Origin of the sequence: Polyangium fumosum, assembly GCF_005144585.1 — a bacterium.
In the GTDB taxonomy this organism is placed as follows: Bacteria; Myxococcota_A; Polyangia; order Polyangiales; family Polyangiaceae; genus Polyangium; species Polyangium fumosum.
Window position 1 is genome coordinate 107,867 of sequence record NZ_SSMQ01000020.1, and the last position, 22,240, is coordinate 130,106.

Annotated in this window: 19 protein-coding genes; 14 read left to right on the plus strand and 5 right to left on the minus strand. The window is 69.6% G+C overall.

Going from position 1 to position 22,240, the window contains the following annotated elements; translation table 11 throughout:
• The first annotated feature begins 81 nt into the window (after window positions 1-81).
• Window positions 82-1,257 (plus strand): hypothetical protein, encoded by a 1,176-nt coding sequence (locus E8A74_RS20490; RefSeq protein WP_136930722.1) that lies wholly within the window; start codon window positions 82-84, stop codon window positions 1,255-1,257.
• A gap of 206 nt (window positions 1,258-1,463) precedes the next feature.
• Complete coding sequence (gene ftsH / locus E8A74_RS20495) at window positions 1,464-3,272, plus strand: ATP-dependent zinc metalloprotease FtsH (protein ID WP_136930723.1); 1,809 nt, start codon at window positions 1,464-1,466, stop codon at window positions 3,270-3,272.
• Window positions 3,273-3,651: 379 nt separating this feature from the next.
• Here ftsH and E8A74_RS20500 read toward each other — a convergent pair whose 3' ends face one another.
• Complete coding sequence (locus E8A74_RS20500) at window positions 3,652-7,185, minus strand: serine/threonine-protein kinase (RefSeq protein WP_136930724.1); 3,534 nt, start codon at window positions 7,183-7,185, stop codon at window positions 3,652-3,654.
• A gap of 107 nt (window positions 7,186-7,292) precedes the next feature.
• Between E8A74_RS20500 and E8A74_RS20505 the strand changes: the two genes are divergently transcribed.
• Genes E8A74_RS20505 through E8A74_RS20520 form a run of 4 tightly spaced genes read left to right on the plus strand, consistent with a single transcriptional unit; the run spans window position 7,293 to window position 10,040 of the window.
• On the plus strand, window positions 7,293-7,544 hold the full coding sequence (locus E8A74_RS20505; RefSeq protein WP_136930725.1) for a MoaD/ThiS family protein: 252 nt from the start codon (window positions 7,293-7,295) through the stop codon (window positions 7,542-7,544).
• A gap of 13 nt (window positions 7,545-7,557) precedes the next feature.
• Window positions 7,558-8,598 carry a GTP 3',8-cyclase MoaA gene (gene moaA, locus E8A74_RS20510; protein ID WP_232379673.1) on the plus strand — a complete coding sequence of 347 codons (1,041 nt, stop codon included), beginning with the start codon at window positions 7,558-7,560 and terminating at the stop codon, window positions 8,596-8,598.
• A 12-nt stretch (window positions 8,599-8,610) separates the two neighbouring features.
• Entirely contained in the window at window positions 8,611-9,549 is a 939-nt protein-coding gene (gene moaC, locus E8A74_RS55835) for a cyclic pyranopterin monophosphate synthase MoaC (RefSeq protein WP_136930727.1), read from the plus strand.
• Window positions 9,546-10,040: a molybdenum cofactor biosynthesis protein MoaE gene (locus E8A74_RS20520; protein WP_136930728.1), complete on the plus strand. Its 495-nt coding sequence runs from the start codon at window positions 9,546-9,548 to the stop codon at window positions 10,038-10,040. The genes moaC and E8A74_RS20520 overlap by 4 nt, the downstream gene beginning before the upstream one ends.
• 2 nt (window positions 10,041-10,042) lie before the next feature.
• Here the strand turns inward: E8A74_RS20520 and E8A74_RS20525 are convergent, their stop codons facing one another.
• The 3 genes from E8A74_RS20525 to E8A74_RS20535 are packed head-to-tail and all read right to left on the minus strand — an operon-like array spanning window position 10,043 to window position 12,547.
• Entirely contained in the window at window positions 10,043-11,245 is a 1,203-nt protein-coding gene (locus E8A74_RS20525) for a molybdopterin molybdotransferase MoeA (RefSeq protein ID WP_136930729.1), read from the minus strand.
• Complete coding sequence (locus E8A74_RS20530; protein WP_136930730.1) at window positions 11,245-11,790, minus strand: MogA/MoaB family molybdenum cofactor biosynthesis protein; 546 nt, start codon at window positions 11,788-11,790, stop codon at window positions 11,245-11,247. The genes E8A74_RS20525 and E8A74_RS20530 overlap by 1 nt, the downstream gene beginning before the upstream one ends.
• 4 nt (window positions 11,791-11,794) lie before the next feature.
• Window positions 11,795-12,547: a patatin-like phospholipase family protein gene (locus E8A74_RS20535; protein ID WP_136930731.1), complete on the minus strand. Its 753-nt coding sequence runs from the start codon at window positions 12,545-12,547 to the stop codon at window positions 11,795-11,797.
• 128 nt (window positions 12,548-12,675) lie between these two features.
• Between E8A74_RS20535 and E8A74_RS20540 the strand changes: the two genes are divergently transcribed.
• Window positions 12,676-13,647, plus strand: coding sequence for a prolipoprotein diacylglyceryl transferase (locus E8A74_RS20540; protein ID WP_136930732.1), 972 nt, complete (start codon window positions 12,676-12,678; stop codon window positions 13,645-13,647).
• A 70-nt stretch (window positions 13,648-13,717) separates the two neighbouring features.
• Here the strand turns inward: E8A74_RS20540 and E8A74_RS20545 are convergent, their stop codons facing one another.
• Complete coding sequence (locus tag E8A74_RS20545) at window positions 13,718-14,602, minus strand: acyl-ACP desaturase (RefSeq protein WP_136930733.1); 885 nt, start codon at window positions 14,600-14,602, stop codon at window positions 13,718-13,720.
• Window positions 14,603-15,027: 425 nt separating this feature from the next.
• Between E8A74_RS20545 and E8A74_RS20550 the strand changes: the two genes are divergently transcribed.
• The 7 genes from E8A74_RS20550 to rodA all read left to right on the plus strand — a co-directional run bounded on the left by E8A74_RS20550 (window position 15,028) and on the right by rodA (window position 22,236).
• Window positions 15,028-15,957: an RNA recognition motif domain-containing protein gene (locus E8A74_RS20550; RefSeq protein WP_136930734.1), complete on the plus strand. Its 930-nt coding sequence runs from the start codon at window positions 15,028-15,030 to the stop codon at window positions 15,955-15,957.
• A gap of 236 nt (window positions 15,958-16,193) precedes the next feature.
• Window positions 16,194-16,355, plus strand: a complete 162-nt coding sequence (gene rpmG / locus E8A74_RS20555) for a 50S ribosomal protein L33 (RefSeq protein ID WP_136930735.1) — start codon at window positions 16,194-16,196, stop codon at window positions 16,353-16,355.
• Between the two features lie 220 nt (window positions 16,356-16,575).
• Entirely contained in the window at window positions 16,576-17,610 is a 1,035-nt protein-coding gene (locus E8A74_RS20560; protein ID WP_136930736.1) for a rod shape-determining protein, read from the plus strand.
• A 112-nt stretch (window positions 17,611-17,722) separates the two neighbouring features.
• Window positions 17,723-18,610 (plus strand): rod shape-determining protein MreC, encoded by an 888-nt coding sequence (mreC, locus tag E8A74_RS20565; protein ID WP_136930737.1) that lies wholly within the window; start codon window positions 17,723-17,725, stop codon window positions 18,608-18,610.
• A gap of 22 nt (window positions 18,611-18,632) precedes the next feature.
• Window positions 18,633-19,160: a rod shape-determining protein MreD gene (locus tag E8A74_RS20570; RefSeq protein ID WP_136930738.1), complete on the plus strand. Its 528-nt coding sequence runs from the start codon at window positions 18,633-18,635 to the stop codon at window positions 19,158-19,160.
• The gene (gene mrdA, locus E8A74_RS20575) at window positions 19,157-21,106 is read left to right on the plus strand and encodes a penicillin-binding protein 2 (RefSeq protein ID WP_136930739.1); all 1,950 of its coding nucleotides are present in this window, start codon (window positions 19,157-19,159) and stop codon (window positions 21,104-21,106) included. Before E8A74_RS20570 ends, mrdA begins: the two co-directional genes overlap by 4 nt.
• Window positions 21,103-22,236 carry a rod shape-determining protein RodA gene (gene rodA, locus E8A74_RS20580; protein WP_136930740.1) on the plus strand — a complete coding sequence of 378 codons (1,134 nt, stop codon included), beginning with the start codon at window positions 21,103-21,105 and terminating at the stop codon, window positions 22,234-22,236. Before mrdA ends, rodA begins: the two co-directional genes overlap by 4 nt.
• The last annotated feature ends 4 nt before the right edge of the window (window positions 22,237-22,240 follow it).

Genomic DNA, 22,240 nt, shown 5'->3' on the forward strand with positions numbered 1-22,240 from the left:
CGTCGCGCGCGCGCCGGGAGGGAGGGAGACGGGCGCCTCGGCTGCATGGTAGCGTCGCAGCCCACTCCCGTGACATCGAGCATGCTACGCCCCACGCCTTTCTCCTGCAGCAAGCGGAAGCTCGCTGTTCACCTCTCCGCCTTCACCCTCGCGCTCGTCGCCGTGCCCGCGCTCGCCTTCGGGCAGGCGCCGCCGAAGACCGGGACCGACATGGAGCTCGATCCCGATTCGAAGCCCCCGCCGCCGGCCGAGCCTCCGCCGCTCCCGCCCGCGCAGGAGGGCGACTGGGGCGTCGGCGGAGCGGACGAAGAAGGCAAGTTCGCGCCTTCGGGCAAGACGGGCGCGAAGAAGCGGGAAGAGGACGAGAAGGCCGAAGAGGCGAAGGTCGAGGACTACCGCGCGCTCCCGCCGCGCGAGGTCGGCGTGGACCTGGTGATCGGCTTCGGCGAGATCCGTGATGTCCTCAGCGACACGGATCCCACCGACGTCACGGTCGCGTCGTTCGTTCCCTACTTCTTCTGGCGCCTGAACGAGACGTGGGCGATCGGCGCGCGTGTGCCCTTCGCGACGGGCAGCATCGACGGCCCAATCGAGAACCCGGTGGACTCGTTCGCGCTCGGCAACATCGAGGCGAGCGTGCACGCGCGCTTCAAGTTGAAGCGACGCATGACGCTCCCCGTGAGCCTCGCGATCACCGTGCCGACCGCGCAGGGCGACATGTTCCCCGAGCAGGACGCCGCGGGCGCGAGGCCGCAGGCGCTCTTGAACCAGGCCGTCGCAGGCGCGCGTGGCTGGGAGGAGCAAGCGCCCTACACGCCGAACCGCCTCGGCGCGTCGCCGAGCGTCGGCTTCGCGTACGACACGCGCCTCCTGCACGTCGCGGCGAGCACGAAGTTCGAGCTCTTGATCAAGACGGGCGGCGGCACGCCCGAGAGCGAGGCCACCGGCACGCTGCACGCGCCCGCGTACAACTGGGTGACCGGCGCGTCGTTCTTCTACGACTTCCTCGACGGCATGATCTCGCCAGGCTTGCGCGCGTGGCTCGCCGTCTCGCAGCAGCCCGTCACCAAGGGCACGAGCGATTACTCCGGCGCGCAGTTCGTGATCGAGCCCGACGTGAACAGCACGATCCCCGTCGGCAAGTCGCTCGCCGTGCGCGCGGGGCTCGGTTTCATCGTCCCGCTCGGCGGCCCCATCGGCGGCTCGAACAGCGCGACCATCACTGGATTCCGTCTTCGCGCGGGGCTCGCGTTCTGACTTTCGAGCAAACCCGGAGAGCTCCCGGAGCGGGTCGCTCGCCGAGTCTGTAAATCACGGAAATCAGAAAAGAAAACAGCATCGTCCACGCTGGCGGACAACCTCCTCGCAGCTATCGTGCTTCGCCCTGGCTGCAAACCATCGGCCGCTGCGACCGTTTTGGTCGACTGCGCGCCGGATGTGCCGGGCGGACGAGGTGCGACGCGATGGGATGGCTCTCGAGATTCGAAAAGCGGCTGGGGCGTGTGGTCGGTCCGGTGGTCGTTCTGATCATCGCGGTGACGATCGGTGCCCTCGTCTACTCGCTGCGAGGACCGCGCGAGGGGACGATCTCTTACACCGAGCTCACGCAGATCACGGGATCGCAGGCGATCACCGAGGTGCAGGTGGAAGGTGAACGCTTCTCGATCCGGGGCGCAGACGGCTCGCTTCGCGTGGGCATCGTCGGCGACGAGGAGGCGCGGCACGCGCTCGTCGACAAGTTCGCAGCCGCAGGCATCACCGTCGAGTACGGCTCGCGCGAGGGCTCGACGGGCGCGCGCGCGGCGACGGCACTCGCGCCGATCGCAGTGATGCTCGCGCTCGGCGCCGTCGGCCTCGGGATGCACCGCCGCAAGAGCCGCGCGCACTTCTCGGAGGGCCAAGCGTCCGGCGTCGGCAAGGTCCGCTTCACGGACGTCGCGGGCATGGACGAGGTCAAGGAGGCGCTCGCCGAGACGGTGGAGTTCCTCAAGAACCCCGAGCGCTTCGGGCGTCTCGGCGGACGCGCGCCGCGCGGCGTGCTGCTCACGGGGGAGCCCGGCACGGGCAAGACGCTGCTCGCGCGGGCCGTCGCGACCGAAGCCGGCGTGCCTTTCCTCACCGCGTCGGGATCAAGCTTTCAGGAGATGTTCGTCGGCGTGGGCGCGTCCCGCGTGCGCAACCTCTTCGCCGAGGCGCGCCGCGTCTCGCCGTGCATCGTGTTCATCGACGAGATCGACGCCGTAGGCCGCTCGCGGGGTCGCGGGGGCGACTCGGCCTCCGCCGATCACGATCAGACCTTGAACCAGCTCCTCGTCGAGATGGACGGCTTCGATCACACGACGGGCATCGTCGTGATGGCCTCGACGAACCGCGTCGACGTGCTCGATCCCGCGCTCCTGCGCCCCGGCCGCTTCGACCGTCAGGTCGTGGTGCCGCTGCCGGATCTGCGCGGCCGCCGGGAGATCCTCGAGGTGCACGCGCGGCCGATCGCGCTGAAGGAGGACATCGACCTCGCGCACGTGGCGAAGGTGACGCCGGGCTTCTCCGGCGCGGAGCTCGCGAACCTCTTGAACGAGGCGGCGATCCTCGCGGCGCGGAGCGGCGCGGACAAGGTCGACCTCGAGCACATCGACAAGGCGCGTGATCGCGTGCTCATGGGCGAGGAGCGCAAGAGCCTCGTGATGGACGCAGAGGAGCGGCGCGCGACGGCGGTGCACGAGGCCGGCCACGTGACGGTGGCGCTCGCGGCGAAGAACGCCGATCCGGTGCACAAGGTCTCGATCCTCCCGCGCGGCCGAGCGCTCGGCGTGACGCAGGCGCTGCCCGAGCGGGATCGGCTGCTCTACACGAAGGAGTACCTCGAGGATCAGATCTGCATGCTCATGGGCGGGCGCGCGGCGGAGATGGTCGTGCTCGGGACGATGACCGCGGGGGCGGCGGACGACATCCAGCGCGCAGCGTCGCTCGCGCGGAAGATGGTCGCCGAGCTCGGCATGAGTGAGCTCGGGCCGATCAGCGTGACGGATCATCCAGGCCACGTGACGCACAGCGAGCACCTGCACGCGCGGGTCGACGAGGTGGCGCGCAAGCTCGTCGAGCACCAGCTCGAGCGCGCCTGCCGCATCGTGCGCGAGACGCGCGACGGCGTCCTCCTCCTCTCCGAGCGTCTTCTCGAAGAGGACACGCTCGTCGGCGCCGCGATCCTCGCGTGCTTCGAGAAGCGCGCCGATCACGAGGAGTCCGCGCCCGCGGAGTTCGTGGCTTCCGCCTGAGAGGGGGGCACGCCGCCTCGGTCCAGGCCGTGCCTTGAGCATGGGGGGGTCTCATCGCAAAGCCGCCACGCCGCCGGGGCGCTGCCCCGGACCCCGCGGGGGGCTGTCCGCCCCCTCGACCCCGGACCAGGCACGGCCTGGACCGGTGATTGAAAAACTGCGCTCCGCGCAGTTTTTCAAACGGGCCGACGAAGAAGCCGGGGTGCCAGCAGAACCCGCAGCGCGGCTGTCTTGGTTGGCAACGCCGCGGCTGGTCTTGACCGGGCCTGTTCGATGAACTGCGCATCGCGCAGTTCATCGAGCTTGGGTCCAGCGCCTCGCTGGTCCGGGGTGCAGGGGGCGGACAGCCCCCTGCTGGGGTGCGGGGCAACGCCCCGCGCTAGCGACTGGGCTTCACGGAAGCCGGCGCGGCGGCGCTTGGCTCCGCGGGCGGCGGCGTCGAGAGCGGGCTTCGCGTGGAGAGCGCGCGCGTCCATGCCGCGATCGTCTCGCTCGCGGGCGCGGGCCAGCCCATGCGGCTGAACCTGCGCAGGAGCTCGGGTGTGTGATCCCCGGTGCGCCTCGGATCCTGGAACGTCTTCCGCGCGAGATCGAGCTCGTTCGCGGCGTCCTGGAACCGGCCCTCGTGGTACGCGAGCCACGCGCGGGTGAGCGCGAGGTGCTGCTTCGGCTCGGCCTCGGCGAGCCCCGTGGCTTCGCACTCGGCGAGCGCCGCGCGCGCGACCTCCGCCTGCCCACGCTCGAGCGCGATCTGCGCGACGATGATCTTGATCTCGACCCGTCCCCACGGATCGGAGAGCCGGTCGAAGAGCGCCGTCGCGGCGCGCGCGTGCGCGTCCGCCATGTCGAGCTGGCCTGCGTCGAACGCGGTCATCGCGAGCAGACGCTCGCACGCGCCCTCGCCGCGCGGGTTGCCGAGATCGCGGAAGCTCCGGCGCGACAGGAGCGCCACGCGCCGCGCTTCTTCGAGCCGACCTTCGCGGTGATCCGAGTGCGCGAGCGTCACGTCGCACTGGGCCATGCCGAGGCGATAGCCGATCGCGTCGAACTCGGCGCGCGCCGTGCGGAGGAGCGCGCGAGCCTTCTCGGGTGAGCCGCCGGCTTGCTCGACGAAGCTGTGCAGCACGAGGCATTGCGCGTGGCCGAGGCGATCGCCGACGGCCTGGAACTTTGGCCCTGCGCTCTCGAGGATGCGGGCCGCGTCGAGGTGCGCGCCGAGCAGGAAGTCGATCTCTCCGAGGATCACCTCGCAGAGCGCTTGCCCGTGCGTGTCGCCGAGCGACTGGAACATCTCGAGCGCGCTCGCCACGAGCTTGCGACCTTCGGCGGGCGCGGCGAGATCACTCGCGGCGTGACCGAGGAGCCGGAGGCACGCGGCCTCGCTCTCGGGATCGCCCGCCACGTGAAAGAGCCTGCGCGCTTCTTCGGCTTCGCGCCGGCAGTCTTCGAGCCTGCCCGCGTGCCGCAGCGCTTCGGCGCGCCACCTGCGATGCCGCGCGAGCAAGAGCCCTTCGAGGCGACCGTCGAGCAGCGATAGATCGCGCAGCGTCGCCTGCACGTCGCGCGTGCGCCCCCACGAGTCGGCGATCGAGTGGTGCAGGAGCTCCGCGGCCACGTTCACGTCGCCGGCGCGGACGAGGTTCGTCACGCGGTGGCGCACGATGCGGCGGCTGCTCGCGTCGGGGTGATGGCCGAGCGCGTTCGCGGCGGCGCGCAGGACCGCGGCTGCATCCGGCTGCACGAAGAGCTGCCCGAGCAGGTGCTCTTGCAGGAGCGCATGGGGCCACCGCAGGCGCTCTTCACCGGACGCGAGCAGGATCTGCGCGCGCTTCATCGCAGCCACCGCGCGCTCCGCGTCCACGCCGAGCGCCCCGAGCTCGAGCCGCAGCACGTCCTCGCGGATGTCTCCACCAAGCGCCGCCGCTGCGCGTGCGCCGCGCCGGAGATCCTCGGGGATCGCGCGCAGACGATCCTCCCAGAGCTCGGCCGTCGTGCCCGCGCGCATCGCGAGCTTCGCCTCGGGGACCACGTAGCGCCCGTCGCGCAGCTCGATGTGCCCGCCCGTCGCCCATGCGTGGACGATCTGCAGCGCGAAGAGCGGGTTGCCTTTGCTGCGTTGCGCGGCCTCGACCACGGCGGCCTCGTCGAGCGGCAACGTCTCGCGCAGGAGCGCGTGCGTCTGCGTCGGGTCGAGCGGCTCGAGCGTCAGGCGATCGCCGCCGAGCTCGCGCAGGAGCCACTCGACCCACTCGCGCGCGACGGGATCCGTCATGATCGCCTCGTCGCGCACCGTGCCTACGATGAGCAGCCGCAGGCCCGGCGTCTCGCGGTGCAGCCGCGCCATGCCCTCGAACGTCGTCGGCGAGCCGTGATGCAGATCGTCGAGCATCAAGAGGAGCGGACGGCTCTTCGCGATCTTCTGCAGCGCGTACTGCATCACGCGCCAGCGCGTCTCCGACGAGAGCGCGAAGCGCTTGCCCGTCGGGCCGATCGCGTCGCCCTGCGCCGAGGGCCGGATCCACTCGGCCGTCGCGGCGACCCACATCTTGCCTTCGTCGTCCTCGGGCGCGACCTCCCACTGGTTCAGGAGGACCTTCTCGACGACGTCGCGCCCTTCACGCTCCAGCCGGTAGTGCTGCACGATCGCGCCGACCACGCCGTCGAGCGGCGCGGCGATCTTCCGGTACCGCGCGCGCAGCGGCACCACGAGGCCTCGCTCGTGCACCTCCTCGCAGAGCCACTCCGCGAGGCGCGACTTGCCCACGCCGGCTTCGCCCGAGAGCAACAAGAAGCGGTGCTCCGGGGTCTCCGACGTGGCGATCTGCGTCGCGATGTCGAGCAGCCGCGAGCGCTCGGCCGCGCGCGCGACGAAAGGGCTCGGCCGGAGTCCGAGCAGGCCCGTCGTCGTCACCTGCGAGTCGAGGTAGGTGCTCTCGACGACGAGCGGCGAGTCGCGCAGCGGCATGGACATCGGCGGCGCGGCCGAGGGCCTCGGCGTCGCCGTCGGGTCTCCGCTGCGCGGCCGCATCCGCCAGAGGAGCGCGCGCGCGTCGGCCGCGAATTCGAAGCGCTGCCACGGACGCTTGTTCATCAGGCGCCGCACGAGCGGCACGATGTCCGACGGGAGCCCGGGGCGGAGCGGCACCTCCGGCAGCGGCGCGCTCTTGTGCTTCGCGAGCAGCTCCTCGTCCGTGCCCTCGTAGGGCTCGCGGTTCGCGATCATCGTGAAGAGGACACAGCCGAGCGAGTAGAGGTCCGTCGACGGACCCACGTGCGGCGCGGCGTACCGGATCTGCTCCGGCGCCATCCACCCCGGCGTGCCCGCGCCCCAGCGGATCGTCGGCTTCGAGACGGGCGAGTTGTCGAGCCTGTGATCGACGCGATCCTGCATGAGCCACGCGAGCCCGAGATCGAGCACGTGCACCGTCGGCGGCTCGGTGTCGTCGTGCGGGATGTCGACGAGGATGTTCGAGGGCTTGAGATCTCCGTGGATGACGCCGCGCGCGTGCGCGTGCGCGAGCGCCGCGAGCACGTCGTCGGTGATCTTCCAGATGAGCGGCCACGGCAGGCCGCCTTCCTCTTGCGCGAGGTAGAGCCACTCGTGCAACGAGCGCCCTGGCACGGCATCCATCACGAGGAAAGGCGTCCCGTCGGCGAGCGCGCCGAAGTCGCGCGCGCGCACGATGCACGGGTGCGAGAGCGCCGCGAGCGCGCGGGCCTCCTCGTGGAACCACCACGCTTCCTCGGCGCGTGGCCGCGCGCCCGGTCGGCTTAGGACCTTCACGGCCACGCGGTCGTCGGCCACGAGATCACGGCAGAGGTAGACGACCCCCATGCCGCCTCGCCCGAGCTCCCTCCTCACCTGGTACCGTCCGGCCAAAATCTTGCCGATCGTGCCGGTTTGCTCGCTCATCGGACGGGCGAATATATCGCGGCCCTGGCCGCCCGGCACGACGGCGCGCCGGCCAGATTTCGCGCCCGAACTGTCAACGACAATCCAACAATGCTACGTTACGGAACATGTCGAACACGGTGAGGCTGCTCGCGTTCGCAGGCGCGCGGGACGTGCTCGGAGCCTCGGAGCTCGTCTTTCCGCTCGACGCGCCGTGCACCACGGAGGAGCTTCTTCACCACGTTTGCAGTCGATTTCCCGCGCTCGTGCCGTACCGGCGATCGATCCGCGTCGCGGTCAACGGCGCGTATGCGCGGCCCGACGAGCAGGTCCGATCGGGCGACGAGGTTGCGTTGATCCCGCCCGTCGCGGGAGGGTGAGGCGATGGCGGCGATGAACGATCCGGCAGTCGAGAAGCGGCGCTCCTTGCCGATGCTCGGCGCGCGCGCGCTCGTGCCGAAGCGCGCCTCGGCCGGACCGCCGCCGCGCAGCGTGCGTGTCTCGGTGACCGATCGGTGCGACTTCGCCTGCACGTACTGCCGGCCCTCGCGAAACGATGGCTACGCCGACGGGCGCCTGATGACGCCGGCGTGGAAGACGATGTTCGAGGCGCTGCGCCGCGCGGGTGTACGTCGCGTGCGGCTCACGGGCGGCGAGCCGCTCGTGCATCCCGAGATCGTCGCGATCGTCGCACACCTGTCTTCGCTCGGCTTCGAGGATCTGGCGCTCACGACGAACGCCTCGCAGCTCGCGCGCCTCGCGCGGCCGCTGCGCGACGCGGGCCTGCATCGCGTGAACGTCTCGATCGATACACTCGACCCCGTGCGCTTCCGCGAGGTCACGCGCGGCGGGGACCTCGACGCCGTCCTCGCGGGCATCGACGCCGCGATCGAGGCAGGCTTCTCCCCGATCAAGCTGAACACCGTCGTCCTGCGCGGCGTGAACGACGACGAGCTCGAGCGCATCCTGTTATGGGCGTGGGAAAGGCGCCTCTTGCCACGCTTCCTCGAGGTCATGCCCATCGCCGAGGGGGCCAAGCTCGTCGCGGAGCACCTCGTCACCGCGGCCGAGATGCGCCGCGCGCTCGCCGCGCATCTCCTCGCCGAGGAGGCCGTCACCGAACCGGGCCTCGGCCCGGCGAAGTACGTGCGCGCCCGCCACGATCCGGGGCTCCGCGTCGGGTTCATCACGGGCACGAGCGACACGTTTTGCGAGACCTGTGATCGCCTGCGCGTCTCGTCGACGGGCGTCTTGCGGCCTTGCCTTGCGACGGACGACGGCGTGGACGCAGCGGCGCCTGCGCGCGCGGGGGACGCGGAGACGATCGTCGAGCACATCGGGCTCGCCTGGTCGATGAAGCCCGACGGGACGGTCTGGAAGGGCTGCACCGAGGAGACCGCCGCGGGCGTGTCCATGCGCGCGATCGGCGGGTAGGATCCGGCCGCCGTGAACGAAGTTTTTTTATTCGAAACCGAAGAGATCGGGCCCGCGCTGGATCTCGTCCCTTTGGCCGCGCGACGCGCGCTCGATCACGCGGGGCTCCGGCTGCCGCTCGAAGGATGGCGCTCCCTCGCGTTCGAGGACCGAAGGCGGATCACGCGCGCCGGCGCGGAGGCCGTCGTCGACGTCGCGACGGTCCACGCGATCGTGCAGCGAGCCCACCCGCCCGCGCTCCCGATGCCGCTCGCCGCCGACCCGAGCCCGGATCATCTGCCCGAAGGCTTGCGTGAAGCTTTGCCGAAAGGTCGAGCGATCGACGCGCGCACGTGGGCCTCGCTCTCGGGCCTCGCGCGGTTCTCCCTCGTGCACTGCGTCCGCCGCGCGGCGAAGCGCGGCGACCCGGCGATCCTCGCGGCTGCGCTCGACGTCCTCGTCCCTCGCGCGGCTGCGCAGGACGCCGACGCGACGAGCCTCTCCTCGCACCTCGGCCCGCGCGGCGATGTTCGGATGGTCGACGTCGCCGAGAAGCCGCCCACCCAGCGACGCGGGGTCGCGGTCGCGCGTGTGCGCATGCGGCCCGAGACGGCGTCGCGCCTCGCGCGTGGCGACACGCCGAAGGGCGAGGTGCTCGCGACGGCGCGGATCGCCGGCATCATGGCCGCCAAACGCACGCCGGAACTCATCCCGATGTGCCACGCGATCGCCCTGACGCACGTGGCGATCGCGCTCGACGTCGACGAGGCCGCTGCGCGCGTGACGATCACCGCGAGCGCCGAGGCCACGGACCGGACCGGCGTGGAGATGGAAGCGATGGTCGCCGCGTCGGTGGCCGCGTTGACGTTGTACGACATGCTCAAGGGCATCGACCGTGAGATGGTCGTCGAGGACGTGATGCTGGTGGAGAAGAGCGGCGGCCGATCGGGCCATTTCCGGAGGTCTCCGTGAGCGCGACGCGTATCCGCCGCGAGGCCCTTTCGCTCGATGAGGTCATCCAGATCGTGGCGCGCCCCGAGGCTGGCGCGATCGCCACGTTCCTCGGCGTCGTCCGCAACATGAACGACGGCCGCAGCGTGAGCCTGCTCGAATACGAGGCCTACGGCACCATGGCCGAGGCCGAGCTCGAGCGGATCCTCGAAGAGATCGAGCGCGAGATCCCCGGCGTTCGTGTCGCGGCCACGCACCGCATCGGGGCGCTCCACATCGGCGACGCCGCCGTCGTTTGCGCTGCGAGCGCCCCGCACCGTGGCGAGGCGTTCCGTGCTTGCCGCGAGCTCATCGATCGCATCAAGGCGAGGCTCCCGATCTGGAAACGCGAGCACGGCCCTGACGGACCTTATTGGGTCGGCTGGGAAGACGCGCGGTGCGCACCCGATCACGGCGAGCATGCGCATCACGGGCATGCGCATCACGGGCACGCGCACGACGAGAAGCGCTGACCTCAGAACGCGTCGATCCGGATCGCGTCGAGCTCGCTCCCATCCTCGACGCGTCCTTGGCTCGCGGGCACCACCACGAGCACCTCCGCCTCCGCAAAACTCGTCACCGCGCCCGATGCCTGGTTCGGCAGGATCCGCGCGCGCGTCGGGCCCGCGCCCGGTTCGATCCGAGCGCGGACGAACTCTTCTCGTCCGGGCGTGCGCTCGTACGCGCCCACCACCACGACGCGCTCGCGCCGTGGGAGCGGCGCCGGATCCCCTTGCAATGCGCGCACGAGCGGCGCGCCGAAGAGCAACCACGTGAGCGATGCGCTCGCGGGATTGCCGGGCAACCCGAGCACATGCGTGTCCCCCGCGCGACCGACGGCGATCGGTTTGCCGGGCTTGATCGCGACGCGCCAGAAATCGAGCGTCACGCCGGCCGCTTCGAACGCGGGCCGCATCACGTCACGATCCCCGACGCTCACGCCGCCGATCGTCACCACGAGATCACTGCCGCGCAGCGCCTCCACGACCGCCGCGCGTGCGACGTCGAGGTCGTCCGGTACATACGCGCCGACCCGCGCGATCGCGCCGATCTGCCGCGCCGCCGCCGCGACGAACACGCCGTTCGACTCCGCGATCGATCCGGGGTTGCCCGGCTCGCCCGGCGATCGCAGCTCGTCGCCCGAGCACAGGATCGTCACCACGGGCCGCTGCGCGACGAGCACGAAGGGACGATCGAGCGCCGCCGCGAGCGCGGCGTGACCCGGCGTCATCCGCGTGCCCCGCGTGATTGCCGCCGCGCCTTCGGCGAGATCCGAGCCACGCAGGCGGATCCACGCGCCCGCGCGCGGCGCTTCCCGCATCACGATCACGTCGCCGCGCCGCTCGACGTTCTCCTGCATGATCACGGCGTCCGCACCTTCGGGCAGCCGCGCGCCCGTGAAGATCCGGCACGCCGTCTTCGGCGCGAGCGCGGGCCTCTCGCCGCCTGCCGAGCTCTCTCCGACGACGGGCACCTCGAACGGCCCGGCACCCTCGAAGTCCGCGGCGCGCACCGCGTAGCCATCCATCGAGCTGTGATCGAACGCCGGCATCGGCGCGCGCGCGACGAGGTCCTCGGCGAGCACGCGCCCGGCGGACTGATCGACGCTCACGCGCTCCTTGCCCACGGGCCGCGCCGCGGCGAGCAGGCGCGCGAGAGCGTCGTGATAGGGAAGCATCAGTGCTTCCTCCCGTGCTTGCCGTGGGGACCGTGCGCGGCGTGCTTGCCGCCCCGCCCCGAGGCCAGCGCGATCGCGTGCGACAACGTCGGCGCGAGCAGCGCGTCCACCGCGAGCTCGACGGCGCTCGGGCTTCCTGGCAGCGCCGCGATCACCTTGCCTCGCACCACGCCGGCGATCGCGCGCGATAGGATCGCGCGGGGCCCGATCTGATCCCACGAGAGCCTGCGAAACGCCTCGCCGAAGCCGTCGATCGTCTTGTCGAGCAGGGGCTCGATCACCTCGATCGTGCGGTCGCGCGGCGCGATCCCCGTCCCCCCGGTCAGCACGATCGCGTCCGCGGCATCTGCGTCGCACACGTACGTGATCGCCTCGCGGATCTCGTCCGGCTCCTCGCGCAGGATCACGTGCGACACGACGGAGAAGCCCGCTGCGCGCAAGCGATCGACGAGCAGGCGGCCGCCCACGTCGTCGTTCGGCGTACGCGTGTCGCTGAGCGTGAACGTGGCGACCCTGAAGGCTTCGGATTTTTCGTTGGTGCTCATATTTTCAATGGCTCCTCGGCTCGATGACGACCGAGCGGTGCGGCATCGTGAGCGCCTCTTCCATGGGTCCCGGATCGAAGTCGAAGTGACGCTGCCTGAGCGGACGCTCGGGGAAGAGCAGGCGCAGGCGCATGTGCGGCGGCGCCGTCGGAGGCGCCTCGGGCGAGAAGAGCGTGCGCGCGATCTTTCCGCCGGGGAACGGCGAGATCACTGTGATGTCGGTCGCGCCGCGCGCGGCGAGCGCGTCGATCAGTGTGTTGTCCGCGGCGCCTCCGTCGAGGTGCACGTCTCCGTCGAGCCGCGGCACGCGGGCGTACACGACAGGGATGAAGCAGGAGGCCACGATCACGTCGTGCATGTCGCGCCGCGCGTGGTTCGAGTGCACCACGAGCGCGTCCTTCTTTCCCGCGAAGAAGCGCCGCGCGTGGGTCGTCGCCACGAGCAGCTCGGTCTCCGTCCCGTGCAGCTTTTCTTCCGGCAAAAACCGTTCGAGCGCGTCGCGCAGCACTGCGCTCATCCCGAACGGGCTCCGCTCGCTTCGCAGGTACCGCCGCGACACGACGGGCGTCTTCGCCATCGATCGCCAGAGGTCCGGCCCCACGGCCGCGAGGCCCGCGACGAGCGCCGCGCCGGAGATGGATCCCGACGAGGCCCCCGCCACGAGATCGAACCGCTCGCCTGCGGCGACGAGGCGCGAGAGCACGCCGAACTGGAACGCCGCCCGGCAGGCGCAGCCGGGCAAGGACAGCGCTCGCACGCCGAGGTCTTATCAGAGCCCGTGTTCGACGTCACCCTTCGCCGGGGCAGGGGCCTTTGGCGCGGAAGCGTCCGGCGCACTGCGCGCGTCCATGGCGTCGGCGCGCGCGCTGCGCTACGCACGTCCACGTGGCAGAGCCGCTGATCCCCTACATCTCGCTCCCCGAGATCCCGCTCGGTTTCCTGCTCGACGTCCCCGTCCTGGGCAAGCTCTTCGACGCGACGAGGCCGCCGTCGATCAAGCCGTTCGGCACGCTCGTCGCGCTCGGCGTCTACATCGGCTCGGTCATCACGATGCACCGCGCGAAAGAGCGCAACCTCGACACGAAGAAGATGAACGAGTTCATCTTCTGGGTCGTCGCCTCGGGGTTCGTCGGCGGGCACGTCCTCGACGCGATCTTCTACCACCCGCAGCGCGTCGCGAAGGATCCGCTCTACCTGCTGATGCTCTGGGACGGCCTGTCGAGCTACGGCGGGTTCATCGGCGCGATCCTCGGCTGCTTCGCCTACAAGTTCATCAAGCGCGAGAAAGTCCTCGCGTACGCGGACGTCGTCGTCGCGACCTTCCCGATCGCCTGGATCTTCGGCCGCGCGGGTTGCTCCGTCGTGCACGATCATCCGGGCCGCCTCTCCGACGCGTGGTTCGCGGTTCGTTACCCGATGGGCAGCGGCTGGGTCGGCCGCTACGACCTCGGCCTCTACGAGTTCGTCCTGACGATCCCGCTCGCGCTCTTCGTCACGTTGCTCTGGCGTCGGGGCCCGCGGCCGCCGGGTTACTTCACCGGCATCATCTGCATGGCGTATGCGCCCGTGCGCTTCGTGCTCGATTTCTTCCGCGAGGAAGAGGGAGCGAGCATGCTCGGCGGCGATCCTCGGTACGGCGGTTTGACGCCGGCGCAGTGGGCGTGCTTCGGCCTCTTCGCCATCGGCGCGTACTTCACGTTCGTGCTCGCCAAGAATCAGGCGGCGCCGAGCGACGGCGCGCCGCCCGCGGCTGGCAAGAAGAAGCGGAAGAAGAAGGCTCGCCCCGTGGAGAACACGGCTGCGGAGGAGAGCGGCGAGGGTGGCGAGAGCAGCGGCGCGGCGGGGCAGGAGAGCTAGAGGGCCGCACGGTCGTCACGCGACGCGTTCCACGTTGCTCGTGGCTCGCGTCGCGTGGACTTGTCGAACGTCACTCCGCGTCGAAGAGCGCGGGCTCGGCTTCGACCTTCGACTGGCTCGTGGCGCGGAAGTTCCGCGGGAACCAGGCGTCGGGCGCTTGCCGGATGTCGTGGCGCTCGGCGAACTTCGTGAACATGTCGAACCACTCGAGCCCGGGCAGCTCGCGGATTTTCTGCTCGATGCGCGCGATCGACTTGCTGCCGACGCCGTCGAGCAGGAAGCGGATCGCGTGGACGACCTCTTCCTTGGGGCACATCCCATCACCGACGGGCGTCCAGGCGAGCTTGATCGCCGTCGAGACGACCTTGCGGGTCATCGCGTCGCGCTGCAGACGGCGCTTCGCGTGCTCGCGGTAAAACGCATAGTGCCGCAGCTCCTGCTTCATGATCCGCTGGCAGATCTTGTTGAGGATCGGGTGATCGATCCGCTCGATGAGCGCCTGGTAGGCGCTGTACGTCGTGAACTCCTGGATCGTGCCCCAGGTCATGTGCACGGCAGGCCAGTGGTCCGGGAAGATCTTCCCGAGCATGTTCTGGCCGAACTCGTCGAGCCGCTCGCCGGGGCTACGCGACAGGAACATGTCGCGCCGGTACGTCGGGGAGAGGGGCTCGCCCAGCGCTTCCATGAAGCTGCGGAACGCACGTCCGTGGAACTCCTCCTCGTACATCCAGACGCAGAGGAAAGGCGCGATCTCCGGCTCCTCGTACACGGCGTCCGTGGACATGAGGGCCTTGACATAAAAAAACGTCGAGTTCTCCGTCAGCAGGAAATACCGCAGGCAACGGATCGCCTCGGGGGTCATCGGGTGCTTCGGGACCTCGGACCAGTCAATGTCCGAAAGGTCGACCCTGCCGGACATATCCATCAAGCGCTCGATGTTGAAGTGCTCCGCCATCGCGTTTTGAACCTCGGGAAACGGGTCGTAACACGATTTACGTCTGGCGACGCAAGCGGATCCTCCGTCCCGGTCGCCCGGGCGTCGAAGCGCACCTTCGCCTGTTTTTTTCGCTGCGTAGAGCGCTTCGCGACGCGGATTTCAGCGAGCGAACGACGAGGCGGGGAGGGGGTGATGCAGCGGGTCGGGCAGGGGCTCGAGGGGCCCGTCGCGGAGGGATCGACGTGCTCGGCGACGAACGGGTCTTCAGGGGCTCCCTTGACGCGGGAAGTGGGCCATATATCGTGGGCTGTAGCTCGTCCCAGAAGGTTCGGTCCTCGCCACCATGATGCGAGGCGCGCCTCCCGGGGAGAGCGTTCGAGGCGAGCAAGAAGGCGCGAGCCTCGGAGGCGAGGCGCTAGGATCGATGGTGCGCAGGTTTTTCGATGGCTGAAGATTCTCGTAAGTTGTTCGTAGCAGGGCTGCCCGACTCCATTACCGAAGATGTTCTCCGCGGGCTCTTCGAAGCGACAGGCGGCAACGTCGTCGAGGTGAGCCTGCCGAAGGATCGCGCGACGGGTCGGCCGCGCGGTTTCGGGTTCGTGACGCTCGCGACGAGCGAAGAGGCGAGCGCCGCTCGCGAGTCGCTGGACGGATCGTTCCAGGGTGGCAAGTCGATCTCCGTGCGGCCCTTCCAGGCCGAGCCTCCGCGCCGTGAAGGCGGCGTTGGTGGCCCGCGGCCGATGGGCGGCGGCATGGGTGGTGGAGGTGGTGGCATGGGCGGCGGTGGGCCTGCTGCGGCAGCGCCGGACCGCACTCTTTACGTCGGCAACCTCCCGTACGACGCAAGCATCGAGGAGGTCGAGTCGATGATCACCTCGGCTGGCGGAGGCCCCGTCGTTCGTGTGCACTTGCCGATGGACGCAGACGGACGCAAGCGCGGCTTCGGCTTTGTCACGATGGCAAGCGCCGAGGCGGCGAAGGGCGCGATCGAAGCGCTGCGCGGCGTGGACGTGCGTGGCCGTCGTCTCGTCGTCAACCTCGCGCACCCCAAGGGCGAACGTCCGGCTGGCGCGGAGCGTCCCGGCGGCGGCGGTTACGCCGGCGGCGGCGGCGGTTATGGCGGCGGCGGTGGCGGTTATGGTGGCGGCGGTGGCGGCGGCGGTTATGGCGGCGGTGGTGGTGGGTCGAGCGGCTATGCCCCCGCGCCTCCTCCGCCTCCGCAGCGCAAGACGTTCGACGATCGTCGCCGCCGTGGCGGCGGCGGCGGTGGCCACGACGGGGACGGCCCTGGGGGTGGCGGCGGTGGACGTCGCAACAACAAGAACTGGGGCCGCGACGACGACTGGAGGGACGGCGGAAAAGACGACGAGTGATCGGGCTCGGTGAACGCCCGAGCGTCAGCTCGGGCTCGCCCGTCACGACTCGTTATGCGATCTTTGCCCAAGGTCGTGCTCGCCGACGTTGACAGCGGCGGGAAATTCCGTAGGTTACCGCCCTCCTTCGGGCCCCCCCGTCGCGGCGGGGTTGTGGAGGGCGGGTTTTGTGGCGCCTCACGCGAGCGTGCCCGTGACCGTGCCGGCGCGAAACCGGTGAGTTTCAGGAGAGAGCCATGCGCGACATCATCAAGCTGACGTGCGGCAACTGCAGCCGGGCGAACTACCACACGACGAAGAACAAGCGGACGATGTCCGACAAGTTCGTCATCAAGAAGTTCTGTCCGGTGTGCCGCAAGCACTACGAGCACAAGGAAGGCAAGATCTCGAAGGGCTGATCGCCTTCTCGGATCTGCCTGTACATGTGCGAACGTGATTGACGGGTGGATCCATGGCATGGCCATGGGTTCACCCGTGCTTGTTGCTGAACGGGTGTGCCCGACCTGAGCAGGTGCTCTCGTTGCGACCACCCACCATGGATGATAGGACCGCCGCCTGCCCGTGCGGCATGAATGCACGTCTCGGGCGGACCGGACCTCAAGCTTCAAGGGCGATGCGATGATCTTCGACTGGCTCTACGGCCTGTTCTCGAACGATCTCGCGATCGATCTCGGCACCGCCACGACGCTCATCTACGTGAAGGGCAAGGGCATCGTCTCTTGCGAGCCTTCCGTGGTGGCCGTGCAGCGCGACAACCGCGGCGGCAAGAAGGTGCTCGCGGTCGGCCGTGAGGCGAAGGAGATGCTCGGGCGCACACCCGGGAACATCCAAGCCGTGAGGCCGCTGCGCGACGGCGTCATCGCCGACTTCGAGATCACCGAGGCGATGCTGCGGTACTTCATCGCCCGCGCGCACAACCGCCGCACGCTCGTCAAGCCGCGCATCATCATCTGCGTGCCCTTCGGCATCACCGAGGTCGAGAAACGCGCGGTGAAAGAGAGCGCGGAGGGCGCAGGCGCGCGCGAGGTGTACCTCATCGAGGAGCCCATGGCGGCGGCCATCGGCGCGGGCCTCCCGATCACCGAGCCCTCGGGCAACATGGTGGTCGACATCGGCGGCGGCACGACGGAGGTCGCGGTCATCTCCCTCGCCGGCATCGTCTACTCGCAGAGCGTGCGCGTCGGCGGCGACAAGATGGACGAGTCCATCATGGCGTACATGAAGCGCAAGTACAACATGGCCATCGGCGAGCAGACGGCTGAGCGGATCAAGATCACGATCGGCAACGCGTACCCGCTCGAGCAGCAGCTCACGATGGAGGTCAAGGGGCGCGACATGGTCGCAGGCATCCCGAAGACCGTCGTCGTCAACTCCGACGAGATCCGCGAATCCCTTGCAGAACCAACGAACGCGATCGTCGACGCCGTGCTCGTCGCGCTGGAGCGCACGCCTCCCGAGCTCGCGGCGGACATCGTCGACAAGGGGATCGTCCTCACCGGCGGCGGGTCCCTCCTGAAAAATCTCGACGTGCTGCTCCGCGAAGAGACGGGCCTGCCGGTGATGGTCTGTGACGATCCGATCAGCGCCGTCGTGCTGGGCAGCGGAAAAGCGCTCGATCATCTCGAGCTGCTGAAAGAAGTCACGATCAGCTGACCGGAGCGCGTGTGCAGGTAGCGTCCGCGCGTCTCTCGTGGCATCGAGGGAAGAGCGGGGACCTCCCTCGCGTGACCCGAGCCGCTTTCCCGGCGGCCGCGCCGCTCGACGCATGAATTTCAAGCGATACCGCGACCTGGCCATCGTCCTGCTCGCCCTGGCGGTGCCGTTCTGGTTCCTCCGGGCGAGCATGCGTGATCCCGGGAAGGTCACGGGCGCCGACAAGGTGATCGTCCGGATCGCCACGCCCCTCCAGTACGCCGCGGCGACGCTCGCGCGCGGGCTCTCGAACATCTGGGGCGACTACATCTACCTGGTCGACGTCAAGGAGGACAACGCGCGCATCGCCTCGCAGAACGCGCGCCTCCGCGAGCGCGTGCGCAAGCTCGAGTCGCTCGAAGAGGAGAACCGGAAGCTCCGGCGCCTGCTCGATCTGCGCACGAGCGTCCGCACCGACGTCGTGAGCGCGGTGGTCACGGGCAAGAACACGAACGAGTTCTTCCGCGTCGCGCGCGTCACGCTCGACAGCGAGTCGAACGACGTCCGGCCGAGCCAGCCCGTGATCTCGCCCGACGGCGTCGTGGGCACGACGCTCAAGGTCTCGGGCGACACGATCGACGTGCGGCTCATCGTCGACGCGGGCAGCGGCGTCGACGTCGTCGTGCAGCGGACGGGCGCGCGTGGGTTCGTCCGCGGGACGGGCGACGAGGCGAAGTACCTCTGCAGCGTGGAGTACGTGCAGCGCACCGACGAGGTGGAGGTCGGCGATCTGCTCGTCACGAGCGGCGTCGGGAAGCGGTATCCGAAGGGCATTCCCGTCGGCAAGGTGACGCAGGTCGTGAAGCGGGACTTCGGCATCTACCAGCAGGTGTACGCGACGCCGGCCGTGGATTTTTCGCGGCTCGAAGAGGTGCTCATCGTGACCTCCGCGCCTCCGGAGGAGGCCCAGCCCCAGACGCCCGCGGCGGGCGCGGCTGGCTCTTCCACGCCACGGCGGTAAGGTCGGAGGGGAGGAGAGGACGATGCGAAACACCGCATTTCTCGCTGTCGGCATCGCCCTTCTCGTCATCCAGTCGAACCTCTACCGGCTGATCGGGCGGCTGCAGATCGCGGGGATCACGCCGAGCCTGCTCCTGCCGCTCGTGGTGTTCATGGGCGTGCACGAGTACTCGATCGCGCGCGGCGCGGCGCTCGCGTTTTTGCTCGGCTACCTGCTCGATCTGTTCTCGGCCGCGCCCATCGGCCTGTTCACCTTCATCACGGTCGCCACGTTCGTCGTCGCGCGCGCCGCGGGCGTGCGCCTCGCCGCGCAGACGTTGCTGACCAAGGTCGCGCTCGCCTTCGCGTTCGCGCTGCTCGAAGGCGTGCTCATCGTCGTGCTCACGGCGATCTTCGGGACCGACACAGCGAGGCCGCGCGCGCTGGCGACGCTCGTCGCGCCGCACGCGATCGGCACGGCGATCTTCGCGCCGTTCGTCTTCAGCCTCGCCGAGCGCGTGCACCAGGCGACCATCAACGTGCCGAGACCCGGGGAAGGAGGTCAGCGATGAGCCTCGTCGTTCAGCGCTCCGACGTCAGCGAGTTCAGGCGTCGCTTCCGCTGGATCGCGCTCACGATGGTGGTGCTCCAGCTCATCCTCATCGGGCGCCTGTTCCTGCTCCAGATCATCGAAGGCGACGAGAACAAGGCGATCGCCCGCGAGAACATCGTCCGTCGCGCCACGCTCGCGACGACGCGTGGCCTCATCCGCGATCGGAACGGCAAGATCCTCGCGCGGAGCCGACCCTCGTACAACCTCTACGTCGTCCCCGAGCGGATCGACATGCAAGTCGTCTGGCCGAAGCTCGTCGAGTACCTCGGCGTCGGCGTGGACGAGCGCGCGCGGCTCGAGGCGCTGCTCACCACGCTCCGCGCGAGCGACGGGCCCCGGAAGAGCCAGCAGATCCTGCTGAAGGAAGACATCTCGCGCGACGCCGTGGCCACGCTGCGCACGCACGACGCGGAGCTCCCCGCGGTCGACGTCGTGCCCGTACCGGTCCGCTATTACCCGTACGAAGAGGTCGGCGCGCACGCGCTCGGCTACATGGTCGAGGTCGACGCGGAGAAGCTGAACCAGCTCCGCAGCGCGGGCTACGTCGAGGGCGATCGTGTCGGCGCGACGGGCATCGAGCGCGCGTGGGAGAGCTACCTGCGCGGCACGCGTGGCTGGGAGAAGGTGCTCGTCGACGCGAGGGGGCGGCGAAGGCCGGGCGGCGAGGGGATCATCGAGGATCCGCGGCGCGTCGATCCGATCCCGGGCCGCGATCTGCGGCTCACGCTCGACGCCGACATCCAGCGCGCGATCGAGAAGGCGATGCGCCCCGAGCTCGCGGGCGGTGTCGCGCTGATCGACGTGCGCACGGGCCGCATCATCGGCCTCTACTCAAAACCGAGCTACGACCCGAACGCCCTCTCGGGCGGCTCGGGCAAGCAGGTCATCCGCGACGCGTTCCGCAGGCTCTACTCGGATCCGCTCAAGCCCGCGCTCGACAAGACGATCTCGGGCGCGTATCCGCCGGGCTCGACCTTCAAGCCGTTCACGGCGCTCGCGGCGCTGGAGAAGGGGCTCATCGATCATCGCCAGGCGTCGAATTGTCGCGGCGCGCTCACCTTCGGCAAGCGCACGTTCCGGTGCACGCACGTCCACGGGCCGGTGGATCTGCACCAGGCGATCGCGGAGTCGTGCAACGTCTACTTCTACCGCCTCGCGGCCGAGCTCGGCGTCGGCATGGATGTCATCGCCGAGATGGGGCAGCGCTTCGGCCTCGGCGCGAGGACGGGCCTCGGCGTGAACGCGGAGGCGGCGGGGCGTATGCCGACGCGCGCCTGGATGACCCTGCGCAACAAGGGCCAGTTCCGGCTCGGCTTTGGCCTCAACGCGGCGATCGGGCAGGGCGCGACGACGGTGACCGTCCTCCAGCTCGCGCTCGCGTACGCGGCGCTCGCCAACGGCGGCACGCTCTACCAGCCGCAGATCGTGCGCGCGGTCGAGACGAGCGCGGGCACGGTGGTGCAGGAGTTCGCGCCGCGTGTGCGGCGGCAAATCGACGTGAGTCCCGAGAACCTGTCGCTCGTGCAGAAGGCGCTCTACGCGGGCGTGAACTCCGAGGCGGGCACCGCCTTCAAGGCACGCGTGCTCGGCGTCGACATGGCGGGCAAGACGGGCACCGCGCAGGTCTCGCACAAGCTCGCGCGCGGCGCCGAGGCCGAGCGCGTGTGGTACTTCAACCGCGAGCACGCGTGGTTCGCGGGCTACTCGCCCTCCCGCGCGCCCGAGGTCGCGGTCGTGGTCCTCGTCGAGCACGGCGGCGCAGGCGGCAAGCACGCGGCCCCTGTCGCCTTCGATGTCGTCCGCGCCTACAACGAGCTCTCGCGCGAGCGCGCCCCGCGCGCCGGCGGGAACAACGGCGGTAGTACGCGCACACAACCGAAGCCCGATCGTGGAGGTTCGCCTTGATTCGCGGCGACGTCTCGCCGCGGGCGAGGGATCACTTCGACTGGCCGCTCTTCATCGCTGCAGCGCTCATCGCCGTGCTCGGCGTGGTCAACCTCTACAGCGCGACGAGCGTCTACCAGGGCGTGCGCGCCGAGCTCTACATCAGCCAGATCTATTGGCTCGTGCTCGGCGGGATCCTCGGCGGGATCCTCGTCGCCATCGACTATCGCCACCTCGAGCGCCTCGGCTACGCCATTTACACCTTCGGCGTCTTCTCGCTCATCCTGGTCTTCGTCTTCGCGAAGGACCTGCGCGGCTCCAAGCGCTGGATCGAGTTCGGGTCCTTCCGCTTCCAGCCGAGCGAGTTCATGAAGGTCTTCCTCGTCATCGCGCTGGCGAAGTTCCTTCACGACGATCCACGCAGCGAGGGGCGCACGTTGAAGGACCTCCTCGTCCCCGCGCTGCTCACGGGCGTGCCCGCGTTGCTCATCCTGAAGCAGCCGGATCTCGGCACCGCGTCGATCCACGTCCTCGTCTTCCTCATGATCGCCGCGCTCACGCGGGTCCGGTGGAAGAGCGTGCTCACCTTCATCGTGACGGTCGCAGCCGCGGCGCCCATCATCTGGAACTACGTCCTGCTCGACTACCAGAAGGCGCGCGTGACCGTCTTTCTGCGGCCCGAGGACGACATCCTCAAAACCGGCTGGCACGCGCATCACTCGCGCGTGGCCATCGGCAACGGCGGGCTCTTCGGCAACGGGTACATGAAGGGCACGCAGAACCAGTTCAACTTCCTGCCCGACCAGTTCTCGGACTTCCCGTTCCCGGTGTTCGCGGAAGAGTGGGGCTTCGCCGGCAGCGTGCTGCTCGTCTTGCTCTACGGGTTCCTCTGCTTGTGGTCGATCCGCATCGCCTCGCTCGCGAAGGATCGCTTCGGCGCCGTGCTCGGCGTCGGTTGCGGAGCGATCCTCTTCTGGCATGCGTTCATCAATGCAGGGATGGTCTGCGGCATCCTCCCCGTCGTCGGCGTGACCTTGCCGCTCTTCTCCTACGGTGGCTCCAGCGTGACCACGATGCTCATGTGCGTCGCGCTGCTCATGAACGTGTCCATGCGCCGCTACTCGGTCGTCCCCGCTCCGGACCGCCTGTAAGCAG